The following is an 18,767-nucleotide window of genomic DNA, read 5'->3' on the forward strand; positions in this document are numbered from 1 at the left end:
GCTTCGTCCGGGATGGGGCTGAGTGCCAGTCCGAGGCGCTGGTCCCCCGGCCCTTGGCTCGGAACGGCACCGGTCTGTACCTCCTCGTCCTTGCGTTGACCGACGGTGAGGGACAAATCCTGTTGCGTGCCGCCTCGGCTCGTGGTCAGCGTCGCTGTTGATCCCGGCTTTTGGTTCGCTGCCGCCAANGTCAGGTCATGGACCCCCTGAATGTCCTTGCCGTTGTACCGGGTGATGACGTCACCGGGCTGGATCCCCGCCTTCTGGGCCGGGCTGCCGGCCTCGACCGAGGCAACCAGCGCTCCCTTGGTGCCGGCTATTCCGAGCGCCTCGGCGATCGAGGGCGTGACCTCCTGAAGCCGCACTCCGATATAACCACGCTCGATCCGGCCAGTGCTGATCAGTTGATCGACGATACTGCGAGCAGTGCGGGAGGGCACGGCGAAACCGATACCTATGCTGCCGCCCGACGGCGAGACGATGGCGGTGTTCACGCCGATCACCTCGCCACGCGCATTAAACAGGGGGCCGCCGGAGTTGCCTCTGTTGATCGAAGCGTCTGTCTGCAGGAAATCGTCGTAAGGACCGGCCTGAATGTCGCGCGAGCGGGCGGAAAGAACACCGACGGTAACGGTTCCCCCGAGCCCGAAAGGACTGCCGATCGCGATGGTCCAGGCACCCGGCTGCATTGCGTCAGAGTCACCCCAGGCAGTGGTCGTCATGCTGGGCCGGGGATCCACTTTCAAGACCGCGATGTCGGTTGCTTGGTCCCGGCCAATAAGCCGAGCCGGTGCCGTCGCCTTGTCGGAGAACACGACGTGAATCTCGGTGGCGCCAGCGACGACATGGTTGTTCGTGACGATATAGCCGTCGGGCCTGATGACGAAACCGGAGCCCAGCGCTTCTCGCACCTGCGGCTGCACCGGTCCGTGGCTGCCGAAGGGATCGAGAAAGTCGTTTACGCCCGTTTGGTCCTGAATGATCTGTCTGGTCGTGATGGCGACTACCGCCGGCAGCTTTTGGCGGACGATAGCGCTGAAGTCGTTTGGGATTTCCTGTGCTGAAACCGGAGCAAAGCCGCCGGCCGAGAGCATCAGAGTTCCTGCCATGAGGCCAATACACAGTTTCCTGGATATGTAGAACATGATCAGTTCTCCTGTCCGGACCGCGCCCGCACCGCTGCATGACTTTGCCTGCTGAATGCACGAACTGATATTGAAGCCGATTGTTTCACCGGTCCAAAAAATTGGTCCTCAACCTGTTGAACCGAGAACGGTGTGCCCTTGCGGGGCTATGGCAATTTGGTCGACACTCTCCGAAATTTCAGGTGGCACAGCGGCTTGGGTTCTAGCGATCTATCCAGACAACCTGGAATTGGCGCTGTCGTTATTTGAGGCCATGCGCCAGGCTGACGAGGAAGCTACGGCGGCCGCCCGCCAGCCCTGATGGTGAGCGAAGCCAATGAATTTCGCCCAGAAGTGTGCAGCGGTTCTGGGACGGCGACATGCGTCAAACAAGGACGACCTAAAAGGCGTCGCCTGAAACCGGTTCAGCGCGACGCGCTTTAGGCGCCAGGCAGCAGCTACATGCGAGCTATTTCGTCTTGCAGTTCTCATCAGCTTGGGCCGCGGCTGTCTTGCCGCCTTGCTGTTGTGCTTCGACGTCCTGCTGTGAGGTCGCCAGATTCTTGTTGCCAGCTCCTGCCTGGGAAGCCAGAGGCATGGTGCTTCCGTCCTTCTGAGCTGCCTTCTTGTCGACCTGCGGAGCCGGAGGCTGAAGCGGCGCGCGAGTGCCATCCTTCGATATTCCGGCAGTTCGGGTCTGGTCAGTGCCAGCCGAATTGCTGGGACAGGCTGCAAGTGCCGGCCCGGCGAGCACCGAGCACGTGGTCACCAAAATCAACACTAATCTTTTCATGAGTACTCATCCTTCTTTTGGAAGTGCCATGACGGATAACCCTGCAGCGGTTCCCATTGTTCCGAACGGGAACCGACCACGGATTTGCTGAAGAGTGTCCGCGCCAGCACCGGACATTTCTGTCGCGCGGGATCTCTGATAGTGACAGCCGGGCTGGGCACAACGATGGGCGGCACAAGCGGGATTGGCGCTGCGGTCGAAACGGCATCAACGCAGGTCTTGGGACTGGTACCGGTCTCAGCAGCCTATCTAATCCAACCTACCCCTCTAACCCGAGCATTCTGAGAGGGTCAGCACGGTCGCAGATAGGTCTGGTGCACAGCTGGTTGGGATAGAAAGGCGCGGCGTGGACGTGCTCAGCAGCCAAGACGCTTAAGACGGCGACCTGCGACACGGAAGTGCGAACTACCCGCGAGGCGGTATGACACTCTCCTTAGCGTCCGGCCAGCCAGAAAGCGTGTCACCACCAACGACAGGCTTTTTGCTGATTTTGGCAGATCGCAACCACACTGGCTCCCCCGCGTAGCCCTGCGGAATGGCACCAAAGGCAGAATCATCGAGCCAACTGATGTGGCCTCAGCGCCCCAGCGGTAGTTTGGAAGCAGACACCAGCTCTTCCTCGTCTGTAATCCCCGCCTGATAGTTTGCTATGACGCGAGACGCGAGCGCTTCATGTCGCTCAGGCGATTGGCCGTCGATTTTCAACTTCTCGAAGACGCGCCCCAACAAGGCGACCTCGGAAGCATCAAAGACACCAGCTTCCTTGGCTTTTTGATAAATCGGCATGCGCCCTAACTTCAATGCAACGGTGAAAAAACCAATCACACGCGGAGATGTTATGCAAACCAAAAGCCTGACCACTGCAAACATGAAAGCCAGCTGAGATACGCCCGAGTTCCCACCAAGGATTGCGCTCCAAGCGGATCTCCTTGACCGGGTGAATGGAGGGGCCGGGGAACATACAAGGTCGGGCGTTGTTCTCTCTGATCAGGAGAAACCCTAATGGCAGACGACAAGAGCAAGCGTGGTTCTCGAGATCGCGACCGTGTGTCAGCCGATGAGGATCATGAGGTTCGCTATTTCGCGAAGCAGCATCGTATCACGCCAGAGCAGGTTCGCGAGCTAATCAGAGAACACGGCAACGATCGGAAGACACTCGAACGCGAGGCAAGAAAGCGGGCTGATACCGGCTGAGCGCCGCGACCGGACTACGCGGCTTTCCGACGAACAGCTTTGAACGGGTGCGCGAGCGTGAAAACGTCCGGGCGGATGCCTGCCTCGACCTGCTTCCAGGTGACTGGATGGGCAATAGGAAAGCCGGGCCGCGCTCGGGGGGAAAAAGCCCCGACGGCGGTGTTGCCTCGCCCGTTGCGCAGGTAGTCAAGGAAGATACGGCCCTTTCGGGCCGCCGGGTCAGCTGATAGCAGGTATCGATAAGGATCGACATCAACGAGGCATTGCGCAAGCGATCTGGCCAGTTGGCGTGCTCTGTCATGGGTGAGCTTGGAGGCGAGCGGCGCCATCAGGTGGATGCCTTTGCCGCCAGTGACCTTTGGCCAACTCTCCAACCCAGCCGCTTCCAGAATCCCGCGTAGCGACAAGGCGGCCTCGACCACCTCGCCCCATGCAATGCCGTCGCCCGGGTCTAGGTCGAGTATGAGGCGGTCGGCCTGTTCGATATCGTCAATAGTTGCGTTCCATGGATGAAGCTCGACGGCATCCATATCGAGCAAGCCAAGCAGACCATCGAGATCATCTATCCATACCCGAACACCTTCGCCGCCCTCCCGCTTCTGAACCCGTAGCTGGTGCACAGAAGCCGGTATCGGAGGCAATGGTCCCTCGTGATAGAAGGTGGCGCCGAAGGCATGGCGGACCAACTTCAGAGGCCGTCGACCTAGATGGATGAGAGCCTGATCGGCGACCCGCCGCCAGTAGCTCGCCAGCTCTTCCTTGGAAGGCGCGACAGCGTCGGGCAAAAGCTGCAAGATGTTCTCGCGAGGGACGCCGTGTTGGGCTTCCGACTGCCGCTTTGAGGGCGACGGAGGTTTGGCCGGTATCGCTTGAAGATCCTCGCGCAATCCCTTGAACACCGCCTCACGCAAGATGCCGCGGTCCGTCACACCACTAAACTGCACCTCGGCCAGGATCTCTGGCTTAACCCATGTCGCCTTGGGCTTCTTGATCGGGTCCGACAGCGGTGACTTGGCGATGATCAGCGGGTCAAGCCGCTCCCTGACGCGTCGCGCCGCGTCCAGCGTGTAGCCGCTTTGCGCCTTCCCGGCATAGAGCAGCCGGTCGTCTTCCCGCCTGCCGATGTACAGCGAGGCGATACGGCGGGGTTGTGCGCCGAGCTTTTCGACGAAGGCGACAATGGGAAACGTGTCGCTCTTGATGCATTTGACCTTGAGCCAGCTGGTCTGGACGCCGGAGCGGTAAGGCGAATCCGCCCGCTTGGAGACGATGCCCTCCAGGCCCATCCGGCAGGCATGGTCGATCACATCTTTGCCTCTTACCTCCAGATGCTCGGCATAGGTCAGCGTGGGTGCGGTGTCCTTCAGCAGGTTCTGTAGGGCGGTTTTCCGCTTAATTAGCGGCTGCTGTCGAAGATCGCGGCCGTTGAGGTGCAGAAGGTCGAACGCGAAGAACATGAGCTTGTGCGAGTTCGGATTCCCTAGCTCCCGCTCAAGGGCTTGATGGTCCGGCAGACCACTCTTGCCGAGGACGACGGTTTCGCCATCGAGAATGGCTGATTTCACCGGCAAGTTCGCCGCCGCCTGAACAATCCGCTTATACCGGTGTGACCAGTCGTAGCCCCGCCGTGTGAATGCTCGCGCCTTTCCGCCCTCAACCACCAGCTGGGTCCTGTAGCCGTCGTATTTGATTTCGTGCAGCCAATCGGCGTCCACGGGAGCCTTGTCGACTAATATGGGCGATTGGAACTCGATGAAGGCGAGTTGGCCGTCCATTTTACGCATGCACTCAAGACTCCCTAAACCGGGACTCAAACCATGCAGAGGGAAACGGTTCCGAGAACTTTAGGAAAATCGAATATGATGGACCACGGGGCTTCATAGCCTCCTTACGCTAGGGGAAAACGCAGAGGAGCAGCGAGCGAAGGCGACACCTTACAAGGGCGGACCACTGCGGATGCATGGGGGCGCCCGGTTTGTCTTGGTGGCGGAGTAGCATTCGGCTCTTGCTTTTAGCGAGCCGGCGCTACGCGGCGTCAGCTGTTGGGCTACTTGGGGTATTCGGCCGACGCAGCGGAAGGATGTACGATTTGCTTCCCCCTCAGCAACTCCGACCGGAGTCCGATCTGGCTGCGCATCAGTCCCAAGGCCGAAACGAACGAACACGCCGCGATTGCATTGAATCCCCACTGGCAATCATGTGTCCTTTCATCGCCAGTTTTTTGCAGACAGACACCCACCGCTACCTGCGATGCGGCGGGGGTTGCTTTGTGCGCGGAGTACCTGATGCAGATCGGCGAAATCATCGCAAACCTTTCGCCGCCCTTCTGGTGATATGCGTGATCGCAGTCGTGTTCTTCGCCGGCGCAAAACCGCAATGGCCGGTTCGCAAGGCCAGGATGGTGATACCGCTGCCACCGGACCGACGCATCCCCATTTGCCCGAAAGGGTCGACAGCAGAATAGTGCAACCGAGGCGGCAAGCGGACTGATAGCTGCAGATGCTTTATCAAGCTTGGGTCCGCAGACATTTGTCTCTCCCGAGGATGTGCGTTCGGTTCTGACGAGCTGTTCTAGCTTCCCGGGGCTTCGTCGCCCAAGCGCTCGGAGATTCGAACGCTTGAACGTTCTTCGCTTTGGCTTTGGCTTCATCGGCATGAGGGATGATCGAGTGGGATGCTGCCCTCGCGATCCCTCTTTTTTGAGGCTTTCGAATGTTCCAGCGCGCGATCCGAGGTAACCGGCTGCACCTCGATAGACTCCCAGAAGCTTCCCTCGGGCCAGCTGTCTGGCATCCTATCCCCGTCGAGCCAGACCGCAGGGTTTTTCCCAGGCGACGACGAAGGAACCACGTGCCATTTTCAGCGTTATGGACAATGGTGCTCGGTGATCACATCAGCATGGCGCAACGTCATGTCCAGAGTGGCGAACTGCAGGTAGCACTGCAGCGTGGCCGGTTAGCTCGATTGAGAGCCCGACATCTGCCCACGGCGGATGCGCTGAAGTTCCTGCGTTTGTTGGAAGAGATCCACGTGTTGCAGCGCCAGCGTCTGTCGCAACTGTTGTTGCAATCGCCTAATTCACAAGCGGCCGCAGAGACGCAAGTCGCACAGCGCTTGAATGACTTGATTTTGGTTCCTGATCCTATCTTCCGGCTTGCGTTGGAACTCCAGGAAGGCCTTGACGACATCGAGCGGTCGTCCAATGGCAAACGTGTTAAGCCCACGCTTCACTAGCTCCTACTCGTCCCGCCAAATCCCTCGCCCCTTGCAGATCGGCGTCACAACGAAGCTCTCGCCAGGTTTGCTGGGACGCTTAGTTTTCCAATAAGGCGCTGAGGCGGCAGCACGCGCCTGGCCGCTTTTCCGAGGGCCTGAGGGCACACCGGGATGGCTGTCCCAAAGACAATAAAAACCTTTGAAATCCCCAATGGTAAGAGAGGCTGTCACTAAGACTTCGGTCCAAGCCTCGCGGGACCGTGGGCCCATCCCCGGAACGTAAGCAACTTGCTCCCGTTGGTCCAAGGCGAAAGTGTCGCCGTCAATATATAAAACGCGGTCTCCGCCGAAGGGTGGCCAGGCGTCTTCTACTCATAGGAGAGACGACATGAACAACATCATCTGGCTCGTAGGAGCGATCGTCATCATCCTCGCCATACTTGGCTTCCTCGGCATTCGGTGACGCCGAAGTGAGGTGATGAGGGCCCCGCCTTGGCCACGGCGGGGTCATGGCGCGCGCGCCGCGCTAGATTTGGCCCCGGCCACTTCGTTGCCGGTCCAACGCGAAATCCTGGACACCTTTGGTCTAGCTGCTCGAACTGGGGCTGGCATAAACAAATGTGGATGAGGGACGCCATCGCCGGTGCGAAGCGTGATGATTACCGTGGAACCGATCTCCTGTTACCCCATTATCACATGCCCTCGTTAGCAATTGCTCATTTAATGCGGGACAGCCTTCCCCGCACTGCCATCTACCTCGCGCCGATTTTCTCCCACGCCCCGATAGCCGTGGCTTTCGCGAGCGAGCGGACAGGGAACAGCGTGCGATGACCGAAGTCGGTTCGCAGATCGAGCGGGAACGAAGCAACACGCTGGCAAAGAGTCCTTTCCGACGATTCCTTCGCATGATTGGGCCGGGCTTCATCACCGGCGCTTCCGACGACGACCCGTCCGGCATCGGAACTTACAGCCAGGCGGGCGCCCAACTCGGTTTGAATGTCGGCTGGATCATGCTGTTCACCTTCCCGCTGATGGCGGCGATACAGGAGATTGCCGCTCGCATCGGCCGCACCACGGGCAACGGCATCTCCGGCAATCTCAGCCGGCATTATCCGGCCCCGCTGCTTTATCTTATCGTGATGTTTCTGTTCGTCGCCAACGTGATCAACATCGGCGCCGATCTCAGCGCAATGGCGGATGCGTTGAAACTGCTCATTGGCGGGCCGAGCCCGGTCTATGTCATCGCGTTCGCAATCACTTGTATCGGCGCGATCGTCTTCCTCAACTACACCTGTTACGTGAAAGTGCTCAAATGGACCACTTTGAGCCTGTTCGCCTACGTCATTGCCATGTTCGCGGCAAATGTGCCCTGGGCCGATGCGGCGAAAGGGCTGTTTATTCCCCACATCGAATGGAGCGGCGCCTTCTTCACGACGCTGCTCGCAATCCTTGGCACGACCATTTCGCCCTATCTGTTCTTCTGGCAGGCCTCGCAGGAGGTTGAAGAGGAGGAGCTCAAGCCAACAGCCAGGCCGCTGCGCTGGGCTCCTTGGCAAGCTGCAGCGGCTTTCCAGCGCATACGCGCCGACACACTGGCTGGAATGGCCTTTTCGAACCTGATCGCTCTGGCGATCATCCTCACCACGGCCGCGACGCTTCACAAGGCTGGCGTGACGGAGATCGCTTCGTCCACCGACGCGGCAAAGGCACTGGAACCCCTGGCCGGAAAGTTCGCCTTCATCATCTTCTCGGCGGGGATCATCGGCACCGGACTGCTGGCAGTGCCAGTACTGGCGGGTTCGGCGGCTTTCGCCGTCGGCGAAGCGATGCGCTGGCCGGTCGGGCTGCAGCGACAGCCTAAGCGGGCAGCGGCATTTTACTCGACACTCGCCGCTGCGGCCGCCTTGGGGACCGGCATCACACTTACCCCGATCGACCCGCTCGAGGCGCTTTACTGGAGCGCCGTGATCAACGGCATCTGCGCGGTCCCAGTCATGATCGTCATGATGCTCATGGCTTCGCGCAAGGACATCATGGGGCAATTTCCGGTCCAAGGCTGGCTGCGCAGCCTCGGCTGGCTATCTACGTTGGTAATGGCGGCCTCGTCGCTCGGCCTCGCTGCACAGTGGTTTTGGTAAAGGACCGCCTTAGCGCCGGGGTCAGTACCCTTTTCATTGCCACAATTGAGTGTTTCCGGCTGCCCGTCGCAAAAATCCTTTCGGAAACAAGTAGTGGCTCTCTCTGTTGGTGCCCCTTCTTCGAGGCCGCCTTTGTCATCATTACCGAGGAAGGCGCCGAGATCATGGAAGAGTACAAGGCTCGCCCTCGCTCGATGCCGGACTGCTGGCGGCCGCCTAGGCGGTAAAGCATTATGAGATTTCGCCCTAGGGGACGCATCGCGGCCAGACCGAGGAACATGTCGCGCGCCTGGAAGAAGTGTTCGATGTGATCGACAAGAACCCGGTAGGCAAGACCTGCCAGGCGATCATGGGCGGGCCGGGTGGGACAAGAGCTCGACTGCCGTTTCGTTGGCCAGGGCGTGAAGCCGGAGAAATCAGACCTGTTCTCTTTGCCACCAGGTCCGGCTGACGCGGCCCGCTGAGCACAAGCCGGTGCTGGCGTGATGGTTCCCCTTACGGCGCGCTGCCCGCACGCCGGCTGCACGGTGTCTGATTTCCTGGCCGTGCCGGAGTTTGTTCTGCTGGTAGCCATGGTGCGCTTCTTTCACAGGACAGCGCACGCCAGCGGAAAGGTTGGACCCGCGCGTCGCACTCCACCGGGCGTCCGAACATACATCAAAGTTAAATGCGGCCGCCCGGCTGCGGTGCTAACCCTTCAACTTTGGGGGGACTCTTCAGGAGGAGTCCCATGGACGTTCGAACTCTCATAGGCAGCCTCTCGGCCGCATTGCCGCGCAGGCCTGCCGCCGCGCCACCGATCCCTGTCAGGGTGATCCGCGCTTCGCTCGCCGAGGTGCCGCTCAGGCCACGTCCGCGTCCGCCGCATCGGCCGGCGCCGCCGGCCCGGCCCGCGAGCAATATGTAGCCTCAGACTTGCGGCCCGGACCGGCCGGCCGGATGCAACCGACCGGCACAATCATCGTTTACGGCGATCTCGAACCTTGTGGTGCACCATGAAATCCTTGCATATCAACAGCCCGCTTCTTGTCCTTGCCGCCCTGATCACCGCCGCGCCCTTCGCCGGCCTTGCCTGGCGCACGCGCGAATGGTTCGGATGGTGAAAGATCGATGAGCCGTTTTTTGCCGCTCACAATCCGTTTCGTCGGCGGCGGCACCATGGTGGTCACCACGATCGCCGATGCCAAGAATGCGCTTGCCGGGACCTGGAAGAACAAGGAAGCGCCGGCCTATCTCGACGCGGTCCGACTGGTGGATGAAGCGATCGCGGGCACTTGCCGGCCGGCGATCGCCTTCGCCACCTTCAAGAAGGCCGCCGCGCAGCAGGGCCTGCTAAGGCCTGCCGGGCCAAGTGCCGCCCTCACCATGTTCGACCAACTGTGGTCGCGCTCCAAGATGCCGCCGAGCTAGGGCGCGTGCCAAGCCGACCTGTCTTGGTTGACTTGTCTTGGCCGAGCTATCTCGGCTCGCGCGCCATGCTGAGATAGGTCGGATCAAACTCGGCGATGGCGACCAGCCGTTCCCAGTCCAGAATTGTGATCGTGTGGTTTGTCCAGCCGACGACGTTCATGCGCCGCAGCGTGCCGATCACCCGGTTCATGTGAACCACGGAAAGGCCGAGCACATCGGCGAGTTGGGCCTGCGACAGCGGCAAATGGAAGCTCATGCCGCGAGTCTTCTTGACCACCTGCAGCCTGACGAACAGCTCACAGATCAGATGCGCCAGATGGGACGTCTTGGAGCGGCGGCCCATGGCCACGATCCACTCGCGATGGATGGCGCCGTCGACGAGCGTGTCCAGCCACAAAAGCCGGGTGAGATGCGGCGCCTGTTCAGTAATCGTCTTAAGCTTGCTATGCTCGGCCGCGGCCACATGGCAGGGCGAGAGGGCGACGATGCCGTGGTCCATGGTTTTGAGCAGGAAGGCATGCAGGTCGACGAAATCGCCCGCGACCTGCAGGGAGGTGAACTGGCGCCCGCCGTCCTCCAGTACTTTATAACGGGCGGCAAGCCCGTCGATGATCAGTGTGCTGTAGGTCGGCCGGGTTCCCTCCGAAACGATGTCCTCGCCAACGCCCACATATTTCTCGGTCGATAAGGTGGTGGTGAGAAGGGCCTTCTCCTCGTCCGAAAGGGCGTCATGCTGGCCGAGGTTGAGATAAAGCGATTCCAGCATCCGGCGTCCTCCATTCGCAATCGCTAACGCAGCAGACCGGGCCTGGTTGCAGGTGTGGCAAACGGCAAGGCAGCGCATGGCCGATTCTCTCCAAGGATCAGCGTCTTGGAACCATGATTGCGCTGGTGAATTGACCCAGGAAATGCCGGGACCGACGTGCCGATGGAACGCTTCTATTTCGACCTCTACAATAGCGAGAACAGCCAGGAGGACAGGGAGGGGCAGCTTTTTCCCAATCGCCAACGCGCCGGAATGGAGGCGTTGCGCATCCTCTACGACGTCGCTCGCGACGAAATGCCGGGTGGCAGGCATCTGTCAATCACGGTGAAGGTGCTGGACGAAAGGCGCGACCAGATCTTCGAAGCGTCGCTGACATTGAATTCTGCCTGGAGTTGAGGCCGCCTCGCTATTGGCTCCAGCGGCCCGGAGGCGAACATGTTCGTGGATTTCGACGCCAGCAAGATCGACACCCGCGCAGCAAGGATCTTCGTCCGCCGCGCTGGCAACGGGCCTGGTCTGCTTTTGCTGCACGGTTTTCCGGAGACCCATGTGATGTGGCGCGACGTGGCGCCCAGCCTGGCTCGGAGCGGCGGACCCCGTCGACAAGTGCAGAATCGGCATTTAGAAGAACTCGGCAATTGGCTTGCATAGAAGCCGCTGCACAGCAGGGCAGCGGCCTCTATTCAGCGCTCAGCACTTACTTATGGAACCAGCGATCCCGATCATGCGCGGTGGCCTCGTTTAGGGTGAGGCCCAATAACAGACCCAACCCGGCGCCGATCATGAACGCCGTTGAAACCATCCCAGGATTTTCTCGGACGGCACCCGAAACTGATTGAGCTCCGGTCCGGAGCGCCTGAGCAGTCTTGCCCGCGCGGTCGGCAGCGCTTTCATACCAGTCTTCGGCCACCTCGGCTGCCTCTTCGGCGCGCTCGGCTAGTATCTGGTTAATCTTGTTGATCTCGCGCTTTAACTGCGCGACTTGCTTTTCAAGCGCTTCTTGAGCCTCGCTTTGGGTTCTCTTTGGCGTTGAGGATTCGTCGCTCGTGTCGGGCATCGGTTTTCTCCTTCCGCGTCGATCGCTCAACGACCCTAATAGGAAGAAAGTTCCGGCAATGACAAAAGCCTGCCACCATTGGCAGCGGGACGGTCGCCACGATCAATGCTCTACCAGCTCTAAGCACCAATCGGTCGGTTCTAATAGGCCGATGGGATGAACCACGGACTGGAGCCGTACCCCAACCTCGGCGTCGCCGCATTGCGGAGGCATCCGAGGTTTGCGCAACTGTGCCAGTCGATTTGCAATCCAGCTTCGGCTTGCTTGCCTTGATGTGGCTTGCGGAACATCCACCTGCAGCCTCCATAACGGTCGGCTTCCTGCTCATTCGGATGGTGCTGGACCTGCGACTATAGCGGAAACTACGGGCCTGTTCGAGGATGCAGGTTTATCGGATGTTGCAGTCGCGGGTCTGAGTACGCTCTTGCTGTTTTGTCCCGCGCAGGCACGCGATGGGCGGGCCATCTTGGAACTGCGGCCCCGGCAACTACTTGCTTGGCGCAAGAATAGCGCGGTGCGAGCAAAAGCCGTTGCGCAGCGGAGTCGAGGGGCCAAGGGGACAATTGGTGGCAGCCATAGCCGGTAGCGTCGCCAATTGACCTTGGCTGGGTTCGGTTTGGGCCCCCGCACCTGATGCTTTAGGCAATCCGTAGCGAGGCAGCTTTGCTCTGGATCAAAATTCCACAGGACGAGATTGGTGGGTTGACGGCTCTTAAATTGAGCCCGACGCGACATGAGGGTACCGCGCCGGGCTCGCTGCGCAAGACGGTCCGTTAGACCGGTCTAACGCGGGGATAACACTCCAGGTAGAAATTGGTTCCCCTGTTGGTTGCAGAGAGCGGTGTCCGTGAAATCTCTGGTGCAGTTACCCACCCCAGTGGGAAGAGGGACCGCGAGAGCGGTTGTTGAGCGTTCGGCAGTGTCACGGGTGTTCGGCACCGCGGCGGTGGCGAGTCGCGGCTCTCTCAAGTTGAGCTTTTGCACGTCGATCCTTTTGCAGGTGGCGCGATCTTCGCACCGGGGGAGCTAGCGCAGCTGTTGAGCCTCACCGGGAACGGCGGCAGCGACTGCTGAAAGGCGCGGCAATCATCAGCGGAATTACAAACTCCGAAAACAGTTTCGTCATTCGGAACCAAAACAGCAGCGGAAATGAACCCAAACTGCCCGTCGAAGCGCGTGTGCCTGATCGGTTTGTGCTCTACGTGCCAACCGGGGCATCGCCTACCAAGCAGTCCTGCGGTGGCGCAGGAACGACCGGCTTGGGGTCAAATTCATAGGGACGCTGCCCCAAGCCGCGTCTCCATTATAAGCTCGCCCTACGCCAGGCCGCATGACCGGCATCATGGCCGCCCTTTTTTGCAGAACTTGACGCACACAACCACACACTCCTAAGCCTCTGGCCAGTCAGAAAGCCTCACGACAAGCGAGGGGCTTTTTGCCCAATCTGGATTTACCTATTAGTGGGGCCGTGAGCGAGCCACATCACTTGGCCAGATCGCAACCGCACTGCTCGGTCGCGTAGCCCTGCGGAATGGCACCAAAGGCAGAATCATCGAGCCAACTGACGTGGACTCAGCGCCCCAGCGGTAGTTTGGAAGCAGACACCAGCTCTTCCTCGTCTGTAATCCCCGCCTGATAGTTTGCTATGACGCGAGACGCGAGCGCTTCATGTCGCTCAGGCGATTGGCCGTCGATTTTCAACTTCTCGAAGACGCGCCCCAACAAGGCGACCTCGGAAGCATCAAAGACACCAGCTTCCTTGGCTTTTTGATAAATCGGCATGCGCCCTAACTTCAATGCAACGGTGAAAAAACCAATCACACTCGGAGATATTATGCAAAGCCAAAAGCCCGACCACTGCAAACATGAAAGCCAGCTGAGATACGCCCGAGTTCCCACCAAGGATTGCGCTCCAAGCGAGCGGCGAGGCGGCGCGCCTGGCAAAGATAGCTGGGATGTGTGGCCGCAGGAGTGCCAGTAAACGCGTGGCTGATCAGGATGGCGATCTATGGACCAGCGCCAGTCGATGAACCCGAGACCCTTGCCAACCAATCATTTGCACAGTGGAGAACTCATCATACGACCTGCTTTCTGGTCTCACGCGCGCGATTAGACGGGAGCAGCCGATTTGTCCGGCGCCTACAGATCCGAAAAATGCGGCACGTGCGGCTGGTGATCTGGCACGAGCAGCCTTGCATGAAATGCTTGAGTTGGACGCCTATTCTGGAATGCGTCGATAGGGAAAGTGATTCCGAATATGGTCGTTGAAATAGCGGCCCTTGACGAACGCTGACCGGAAGGCTGCATACGTCTTCGGAGGCACCCCCTCAAAATCGTACCGTTTGTCGCTAGCCACGAACCAGACGGAGAGAATCCTGCTTTCCGGATTGTATTCTGTTTTCCTGATCGAGGTGGATGGCATGCCCGCACCCGCTGGTTTGCAAATAGAAAACAATCGAGCCGTGGTCTTTGTTTCAGAGCGCGAACACTAATAATGCCTTCATGAAGGCTATTGTTACTTACGATTCGGCGGCCGGCACCTTCACGCTCGTCAAAGACCAATGGCGAGGGACATTCCCGATCGCCGACTTGCCGAAATGGCTGAATTTCTACCGCCAGCAGCAGGACCGGTATCCCGCGCACGCCGCCTCCTATGCGCCAGACGTGGAGGCGCTTGAAGCACTCACCGCAGAACTTCGCGCGCGGCGGTAGCCCGCTGCACGGCATGGGTCGGCCGCCGCACCGGAGCCGCCTTTAGGCGCGACCGCCCGAGGCGTTGGAACAAAGCCCAGCAGCGTCTGGTTGGGAAGAATGAAGACCTACAGAGTTGAACAGATGGCGGGGGACCTGCCGGTTTCACGCCGTACCCTCACGGCCGACAGTCCTTGGGATGCGGCGCAAAAGGCTACAGGCAAGGAAGTTCGTGCCCGCCGAGAGGAACGGCTCTGGGTGCGCGTAACCGATGAGCGGAGCCGGGCCGTATACAAATATGCCGTCAAATTTGCTGCACGAGCAGACCCTGAGCAAGCCGCCTGTTGATAGTAACGACGTACTCACCGTGGCAAGACATCTTAGTTGAAGGCGTCCCCAACGCGCCTAGCCTCACTGCGCGTCATTGAAGACGCGCCCCTGCCCAAAACTGGCGGCCGACGCCTTCATCTATCCCGTCCCCAAACCGCAGTATGCATCGGCCGCTGGACCTTCTGCCGGAGGGCAGCCATGAAACGCATGCCGTCGCCGGCGTCCCGCCGATCGGCGCGCCGGCCAATGTCGGCGCCGAGGCGGCACAGTTTATTACGGACAAACGCCGAATCTTTTCGAGGCATATGCGAGTGCGGCAGTGCCAAGCAGTCTGGTTTCCTCCCTTGTCAGGGCTATTTCGTAGCGCTGCTTTTTTGCGTAAATATCATCTGCAGCCATGGCGATTATAACCTCTCGCATCTTGATCGACTGGAACACTGTCGGTCCGCAGCGGCCCGCAAATATGTACTCGACGCGCCTGCTTCGGCTCGGCTGCGTATCTATCAGCACCCTTTACCCCGGTTGTATGCCCCCAAAGGGTTCAAAATAGGAACGATGCCAACATCAGGGAAAGATCACTGCCGTGAGCACGGCCAAGCCGACACAGACCGGGACAGCCACCAGCAAGCAAACTTCGACGATTATGGTTTCTCGGTCACTGAACATAGAAAGGCAATGCATTTCTATGGTTTAGGTTCCCCGTATCAGCCGGCTTCGCAATTGCCGTGACACGAGATTCTGGCCGGACTAGCTGGCAGCCGGTAAAGCCGAGGGCAATCCCGGCCTGAATATCGATGGCCATCCTAAAGAGATTCGCCCGACTACTGACAGCGAAGGAAGCCTTTCCCATCTTACTCACTGAGGATGGTCGGTCGAGGTTCTTTGCGCTGCTGAACGGCCGGCGCTCCGAGAGCCGGGTCAATACGCAACTGGCGCCCGTAGTTGAACCCGGCAATTTCGTCATCCTCGACGGGTCCACAAAAAGCGAGCGGCCCTGCGAACTGGTGCGCCTCGCAGCGCAGGGATGCGGTTGCCGCCGCCATACTCGCTTGATCTCAACACGATCGTAATGACTTTCTCGAAGCTCAAGACGCTGCTGCGCAAGAAGGTGACCTTCGAGGCGCTCTGCCATGCGCTCGGCGACATCTGCGACCCGTCCCCACGCCGTGCCGAACTTCATCAACGCTGCTGCATATGAGGCCGATTAATCGCGCCACGCATAGTGTGCATGAGTTGTCTTGTCTGAAGGTCGATCTCAGGGGTGTGGCCGCTCCGGAAATCGTAGGAGGCCAGTCGCTTTCGCCTCGGGGATGAAAAAAGTTCAAGTCGCTGAAGCGGCACCTGATGATCACCACATCTCACACCGGAGGGAATATCGTGAGAAGCGGGCCTCCCGCGCAATTATCCGATGGTGGCTCCCAACTACGCCGCTCAGAGATCGGAGCTGGCTGAGGCGAGCGGGCTCGGGCGGAAGGCCCCGGCGAAGCCAGCAAAATGCCAAGAAGCGTTCGTCACGATGAGTCTAGCGGTTTGCGTCTGTCTTAGTCGGTGCTGTTGAGGCTGCACATCCGTATCAGCCACGACCCGTCGGCTTGCCGTTCGAAGATGTCGACGGCGTGCCGTTACCGACGTCCAATCCTTCCGAATAGGTGGCCAGGCACCAGGCGAGATCGCCTGATCTCCCAGCATGGACCACCGTCACTTTCTTCTCAGCCGCCTCGCCGTGACCCTGCGTCCAAGCCGCGTGGAGAGCCCCGATGGCATCGCGCCCAACGGCGGGCGTTGCATAGGGTGAATGTACTTCTGCATCGGTCGTAAACATGGCGCCGCAAGCTCCAGCGTCGCCGGCAGAATAGGCTGCGGCATAGGTGTTCCAAAAGCTCTGCAATTCACTTTGGATGGACATCGGCAGCCCCTTCGTCCTCATGCGCTTCAGCCATATTAGCAGTAGCGCATATTATGTTGCCAGTCGCTTATTCGTCCCGCCAGATCACCCGCTTCTTTCATCGGATTTCCATGAGCCGCCGAAAGCGGATCGTGTGGGCCTGTTCACCAGCTTCCCGGTCAAGCGGGTCTTGACCCTTGTGCTCTCTTTTTTGTTCACTTCTGACAACATGCAGAAGACCGTGTTCGCGACCCGGCGAAGGACCGCGAAGGCGGTCGCACGCTCCAGCTGGCGAGCCGATGCGGCGACCCCACGATCGACAGCCCGTTATACTCTGGACCCCGCCTGTTATGACCTCATGGCTAGCACGCCGGCCGGCGAGGTGAAGGGATTGCTCTCGCATGACCTGGACGGGAAACTCCAATTCAACCGCGTCGGCCGAGAAGTGAACGCAGCAGCCATCAACAAGCTGCCCAACGACCACTCCCGGCTCGTCGGACGGATCAACCGGTTGTGAGCGGCAAGATTGCCATCTAAGCCGATTTGCGAGCCGGCTTAGCTTTGGAACCCGCTTTGATCCCCTCTTTTTCCAGGCTCTTCTTCAATATCGAGGCCAGGTCGACGACATTCTCTTTGGGTTTCGGCGCCGACTTGGGCGGCTTCTTACCCTTCCGTTTGGCGTCGATCATGGCGATCAACGCATCCTCGTAGGTGTCGTTAAACTTGGAGGGGTCGAACTTGGTCACTTTCTTGTCGATCAGCAGGCTGGCGATTTCCAGCAGGTCCTGGTCATATTTCGGGGATTTCAAATCACCGAAGACGCTCCCTTCCGAGACCATCTCGTTGTGCGTCCGCAACTCGGTCAACAGCATCCCTTTGCCGAACGGCTGGATGACCACTTCCCGGCCGCGCTGATACAGAACCACGCAAGATCGAGCGGCCACACGCTCCTTCGCCATCGCCTCACGTATAACGTTGAATGCCTCGACAGAAACCCCGTCAGCAGGGACGACATAGTAGGGCTTTTCCAGATAGCGGGTGTCGATGTCGTCGATCGCAACGAAGCCTTCGACGTCCAGGGTATGCTGCGACGTGAGCTTCAGCTTCTTGATCTCGTCTGGCTCGATCTCGATGAAATCGCCCTTTTCCGTCTCGTAACCTTTGATCTGGTCTTCGGCAGGCACAACGTCGCCGGTTCCTTCGTCGATGTACGCGCTCTTGACGGGCAATCCGTCCTGCCGGTTTAGGATTTTGAAATGAACCTTGCCGGCCTCGGAAGTCGCACCCACCAGTTTAACACCGCAGGCGACCGAACCAACTTTCAGGAAACCCTTCCAAACTGCGCGCGGCGCGGCCATGTGTCATCTCGTCCTGTCCAATCCGATCAAGAGGAACACCTGGTGGCAACGGGAGTTCCAAACCGCTGTCCGGAGATTCCAACGGAACCGATACGGCCATGCTCAATCCTCTCTGAAATCCTGCAGCGAGGCATGGCGCAGGTCTTCCTCTCCACGTAGGTGCTTCACACGGCCGATTAGCCCCGGCTTCACGCAGACAGTCGCCGGCCGCTTCATGCCCTTGGGCGGCCGCCCTGGGGCCCTCCTTGACGCGCTTCCATAGCCGCTCTCGCATTTCCCGGTTCAAGGTTATGAAGGCAGCGCCGACATAGCGCCCTGTGCCCCGCTCGGCCATCAGAGCAAAGGCCGGCTTGCCTGGCTTGCGCTCGACGCCAAGCAGGTCGAATGCATCGATGATGTAGCACTTGGCCTTCAGCCAATTGGTCGAAGGTCCCGAGCGATATTTGCTGTCTTTCCGCTTCGAGACGACGCCCTCGAGCCCGGCGTGCTCCACCAGACCGCGGCGCCGGCGCCTGGCAGCGCTTCGCTGAACTGGATTCGCTCCCCGGCCGGGATCATCGCCTGCAGCACTTCGCGCCGGTCCTCCAGCGGCATATCTCGTAAGTCGTTGCCGTTGAGGTGCAGGAGATCGAAGGCGACGAAATAGAGATCGTGCTGGCGCCGCGTGATGGCTTTACGCAACTCGCCGAAGTCTGAAACTCCGGCATGACTAAGGACGATTATTTCGCCATCGATAATCGCGCTTTGAAGGCGAAGTCCTTTTGCGGCCTCGACCAAGTCGCGATTTTGGAGGTCCAGTCGAGCC

Annotated in this window: 20 protein-coding genes and 3 pseudogenes; 12 read left to right on the plus strand and 11 right to left on the minus strand. The window is 59.6% G+C overall.

Annotated features, from left to right (window positions below; genetic code table 11):
• The 3 genes from YU3_RS0132870 to YU3_RS0132885 form a co-directional block, all read right to left on the minus strand.
• The coding region (locus YU3_RS0132870) for a trypsin-like peptidase domain-containing protein (protein ID WP_027170154.1) at window positions 1-1,145 on the minus strand (1,145 nt) is incomplete at its 3' end.
• 448 nt (window positions 1,146-1,593) lie between these two features.
• A complete protein-coding gene (locus YU3_RS0132880; RefSeq protein ID WP_027170155.1) occupies window positions 1,594-1,917 on the minus strand; it encodes a hypothetical protein in 324 nt (107 codons plus the stop codon).
• Between the two features lie 576 nt (window positions 1,918-2,493).
• On the minus strand, window positions 2,494-2,787 hold the full coding sequence (locus tag YU3_RS0132885) for a hypothetical protein (protein WP_348631204.1): 294 nt from the start codon (window positions 2,785-2,787) through the stop codon (window positions 2,494-2,496).
• Window positions 2,788-2,919: 132 nt separating this feature from the next.
• Between YU3_RS0132885 and YU3_RS40025 the strand changes: the two genes are divergently transcribed.
• Entirely contained in the window at window positions 2,920-3,111 is a 192-nt protein-coding gene (locus YU3_RS40025) for a DUF3606 domain-containing protein (RefSeq protein ID WP_027170157.1), read from the plus strand.
• 14 nt (window positions 3,112-3,125) lie between these two features.
• Here YU3_RS40025 and ligD read toward each other — a convergent pair whose 3' ends face one another.
• Window positions 3,126-4,895: a DNA ligase D gene (gene ligD / locus YU3_RS0132895; protein WP_027170158.1), complete on the minus strand. Its 1,770-nt coding sequence runs from the start codon at window positions 4,893-4,895 to the stop codon at window positions 3,126-3,128.
• Window positions 4,896-5,961: 1,066 nt separating this feature from the next.
• On the opposite strand from ligD, the gene YU3_RS0132905 reads away from it, so the two are divergent.
• From YU3_RS0132905 to YU3_RS0132935, 4 genes and pseudogenes are all read left to right on the plus strand, one after another.
• The gene (locus tag YU3_RS0132905) at window positions 5,962-6,345 is read left to right on the plus strand and encodes a hypothetical protein (protein ID WP_156913686.1); all 384 of its coding nucleotides are present in this window, start codon (window positions 5,962-5,964) and stop codon (window positions 6,343-6,345) included.
• Window positions 6,346-7,154: 809 nt separating this feature from the next.
• On the plus strand, window positions 7,155-8,465 hold the full coding sequence (locus YU3_RS0132915) for a divalent metal cation transporter (RefSeq protein WP_027170162.1): 1,311 nt from the start codon (window positions 7,155-7,157) through the stop codon (window positions 8,463-8,465).
• 256 nt (window positions 8,466-8,721) lie between these two features.
• Window positions 8,722-8,820 (plus strand): annotated as a pseudogene (locus YU3_RS41950) (DUF892 family protein); the annotation flags it as partial.
• Window positions 8,821-9,575: 755 nt separating this feature from the next.
• Window positions 9,576-9,875, plus strand: a complete 300-nt coding sequence (locus YU3_RS0132935) for a DUF982 domain-containing protein (protein ID WP_027170164.1) — start codon at window positions 9,576-9,578, stop codon at window positions 9,873-9,875.
• 46 nt (window positions 9,876-9,921) lie between these two features.
• Here the strand turns inward: YU3_RS0132935 and YU3_RS0132940 are convergent, their stop codons facing one another.
• On the minus strand, window positions 9,922-10,641 hold the full coding sequence (locus YU3_RS0132940; protein WP_027170165.1) for a Crp/Fnr family transcriptional regulator: 720 nt from the start codon (window positions 10,639-10,641) through the stop codon (window positions 9,922-9,924).
• Window positions 10,642-10,803: 162 nt separating this feature from the next.
• On the opposite strand from YU3_RS0132940, the gene YU3_RS0132945 reads away from it, so the two are divergent.
• Window positions 10,804-11,037 carry a hypothetical protein gene (locus YU3_RS0132945; RefSeq protein WP_027170166.1) on the plus strand — a complete coding sequence of 78 codons (234 nt, stop codon included), beginning with the start codon at window positions 10,804-10,806 and terminating at the stop codon, window positions 11,035-11,037.
• A gap of 39 nt (window positions 11,038-11,076) precedes the next feature.
• The gene (locus YU3_RS0132950) at window positions 11,077-11,292 is read left to right on the plus strand and encodes a hypothetical protein (RefSeq protein ID WP_027170167.1); all 216 of its coding nucleotides are present in this window, start codon (window positions 11,077-11,079) and stop codon (window positions 11,290-11,292) included.
• 46 nt (window positions 11,293-11,338) lie between these two features.
• Here the strand turns inward: YU3_RS0132950 and YU3_RS0132955 are convergent, their stop codons facing one another.
• The 3 genes from YU3_RS0132955 to YU3_RS40040 all read right to left on the minus strand — a co-directional run bounded on the left by YU3_RS0132955 (window position 11,339) and on the right by YU3_RS40040 (window position 14,120).
• Entirely contained in the window at window positions 11,339-11,698 is a 360-nt protein-coding gene (locus YU3_RS0132955) for a hypothetical protein (RefSeq protein ID WP_027170168.1), read from the minus strand.
• A 1,572-nt stretch (window positions 11,699-13,270) separates the two neighbouring features.
• Window positions 13,271-13,480 (minus strand): hypothetical protein, encoded by a 210-nt coding sequence (locus YU3_RS0132960; RefSeq protein WP_027170156.1) that lies wholly within the window; start codon window positions 13,478-13,480, stop codon window positions 13,271-13,273.
• Between the two features lie 436 nt (window positions 13,481-13,916).
• Window positions 13,917-14,120, minus strand: coding sequence for a KTSC domain-containing protein (locus tag YU3_RS40040; protein ID WP_084508477.1), 204 nt, complete (start codon window positions 14,118-14,120; stop codon window positions 13,917-13,919).
• A gap of 80 nt (window positions 14,121-14,200) precedes the next feature.
• Between YU3_RS40040 and YU3_RS0132965 the strand changes: the two genes are divergently transcribed.
• The 4 genes and pseudogenes from YU3_RS0132965 to YU3_RS42320 all read left to right on the plus strand — a co-directional run bounded on the left by YU3_RS0132965 (window position 14,201) and on the right by YU3_RS42320 (window position 16,277).
• Window positions 14,201-14,410: a hypothetical protein gene (locus YU3_RS0132965; RefSeq protein ID WP_027170169.1), complete on the plus strand. Its 210-nt coding sequence runs from the start codon at window positions 14,201-14,203 to the stop codon at window positions 14,408-14,410.
• Between the two features lie 507 nt (window positions 14,411-14,917).
• Window positions 14,918-15,448: a hypothetical protein gene (locus YU3_RS41045; RefSeq protein WP_156913687.1), complete on the plus strand. Its 531-nt coding sequence runs from the start codon at window positions 14,918-14,920 to the stop codon at window positions 15,446-15,448.
• Window positions 15,449-15,648: 200 nt separating this feature from the next.
• Window positions 15,649-15,824: pseudogene (locus YU3_RS41960) on the plus strand (IS630 family transposase); the annotation flags it as partial.
• Window positions 15,825-16,127: 303 nt separating this feature from the next.
• On the plus strand, window positions 16,128-16,277 hold the full coding sequence (locus YU3_RS42320; RefSeq protein ID WP_348631205.1) for a hypothetical protein: 150 nt from the start codon (window positions 16,128-16,130) through the stop codon (window positions 16,275-16,277).
• Window positions 16,278-16,292: 15 nt separating this feature from the next.
• On the opposite strand, the gene YU3_RS40050 is transcribed toward YU3_RS42320, so the two are convergent.
• Window positions 16,293-16,625 carry a nuclear transport factor 2 family protein gene (locus YU3_RS40050; protein WP_245273731.1) on the minus strand — a complete coding sequence of 111 codons (333 nt, stop codon included), beginning with the start codon at window positions 16,623-16,625 and terminating at the stop codon, window positions 16,293-16,295.
• Here YU3_RS40050 and YU3_RS0132975 point away from each other — a divergent pair.
• On the plus strand, window positions 16,618-17,121 hold the full coding sequence (locus YU3_RS0132975) for a hypothetical protein (protein ID WP_027170170.1): 504 nt from the start codon (window positions 16,618-16,620) through the stop codon (window positions 17,119-17,121). The genes YU3_RS40050 and YU3_RS0132975 overlap by 8 nt on opposite strands.
• A gap of 16 nt (window positions 17,122-17,137) precedes the next feature.
• Here YU3_RS0132975 and YU3_RS0132980 read toward each other — a convergent pair whose 3' ends face one another.
• Window positions 17,138-17,962 (minus strand): Ku protein, encoded by an 825-nt coding sequence (locus tag YU3_RS0132980; protein ID WP_027170171.1) that lies wholly within the window; start codon window positions 17,960-17,962, stop codon window positions 17,138-17,140.
• Window positions 17,963-18,373: 411 nt separating this feature from the next.
• Window positions 18,374-18,767: pseudogene (locus YU3_RS41965) on the minus strand (hypothetical protein); the annotation flags it as partial.

Origin of the sequence: Mesorhizobium sp. WSM3224 (assembly GCF_000427725.1) — a bacterium.
Lineage (GTDB): Bacteria > Pseudomonadota > Alphaproteobacteria > Rhizobiales > Rhizobiaceae > Mesorhizobium.

Coding starts and splice junctions, on each gene's coding strand:
- YU3_RS0132880 (WP_027170155.1), bottom strand. CDS start 1,917: ATGAAAAGATTAGTGTTGATTTTGGTGACCACGTGCTCGGTGCTCGCC.
- YU3_RS0132885 (WP_348631204.1), bottom strand. CDS start 2,787: ATGTTTGCAGTGGTCAGGCTTTTGGTTTGCATAACATCTCCGCGTGTG.
- YU3_RS40025 (WP_027170157.1), top strand. CDS start 2,920: ATGGCAGACGACAAGAGCAAGCGTGGTTCTCGAGATCGCGACCGTGTG.
- ligD (WP_027170158.1), bottom strand. CDS start 4,895: ATGCGTAAAATGGACGGCCAACTCGCCTTCATCGAGTTCCAATCGCCC.
- YU3_RS0132915 (WP_027170162.1), top strand. CDS start 7,155: ATGACCGAAGTCGGTTCGCAGATCGAGCGGGAACGAAGCAACACGCTG.
- YU3_RS0132935 (WP_027170164.1), top strand. CDS start 9,576: ATGAGCCGTTTTTTGCCGCTCACAATCCGTTTCGTCGGCGGCGGCACC.
- YU3_RS0132940 (WP_027170165.1), bottom strand. CDS start 10,641: ATGCTGGAATCGCTTTATCTCAACCTCGGCCAGCATGACGCCCTTTCG.
- YU3_RS0132945 (WP_027170166.1), top strand. CDS start 10,804: ATGGAACGCTTCTATTTCGACCTCTACAATAGCGAGAACAGCCAGGAG.
- YU3_RS0132950 (WP_027170167.1), top strand. CDS start 11,077: ATGTTCGTGGATTTCGACGCCAGCAAGATCGACACCCGCGCAGCAAGG.
- YU3_RS0132955 (WP_027170168.1), bottom strand. CDS start 11,698: ATGCCCGACACGAGCGACGAATCCTCAACGCCAAAGAGAACCCAAAGC.
- YU3_RS0132960 (WP_027170156.1), bottom strand. CDS start 13,480: ATGCCGATTTATCAAAAAGCCAAGGAAGCTGGTGTCTTTGATGCTTCC.
- YU3_RS40040 (WP_084508477.1), bottom strand. CDS start 14,120: ATGCCATCCACCTCGATCAGGAAAACAGAATACAATCCGGAAAGCAGG.
- YU3_RS0132965 (WP_027170169.1), top strand. CDS start 14,201: ATGAAGGCTATTGTTACTTACGATTCGGCGGCCGGCACCTTCACGCTC.
- YU3_RS41045 (WP_156913687.1), top strand. CDS start 14,918: ATGAAACGCATGCCGTCGCCGGCGTCCCGCCGATCGGCGCGCCGGCCA.
- YU3_RS42320 (WP_348631205.1), top strand. CDS start 16,128: ATGGTGGCTCCCAACTACGCCGCTCAGAGATCGGAGCTGGCTGAGGCG.
- YU3_RS0132975 (WP_027170170.1), top strand. CDS start 16,618: ATGGACATCGGCAGCCCCTTCGTCCTCATGCGCTTCAGCCATATTAGC.
- YU3_RS40050 (WP_245273731.1), bottom strand. CDS start 16,625: ATGTCCATCCAAAGTGAATTGCAGAGCTTTTGGAACACCTATGCCGCA.
- YU3_RS0132980 (WP_027170171.1), bottom strand. CDS start 17,962: ATGGCCGCGCCGCGCGCAGTTTGGAAGGGTTTCCTGAAAGTTGGTTCG.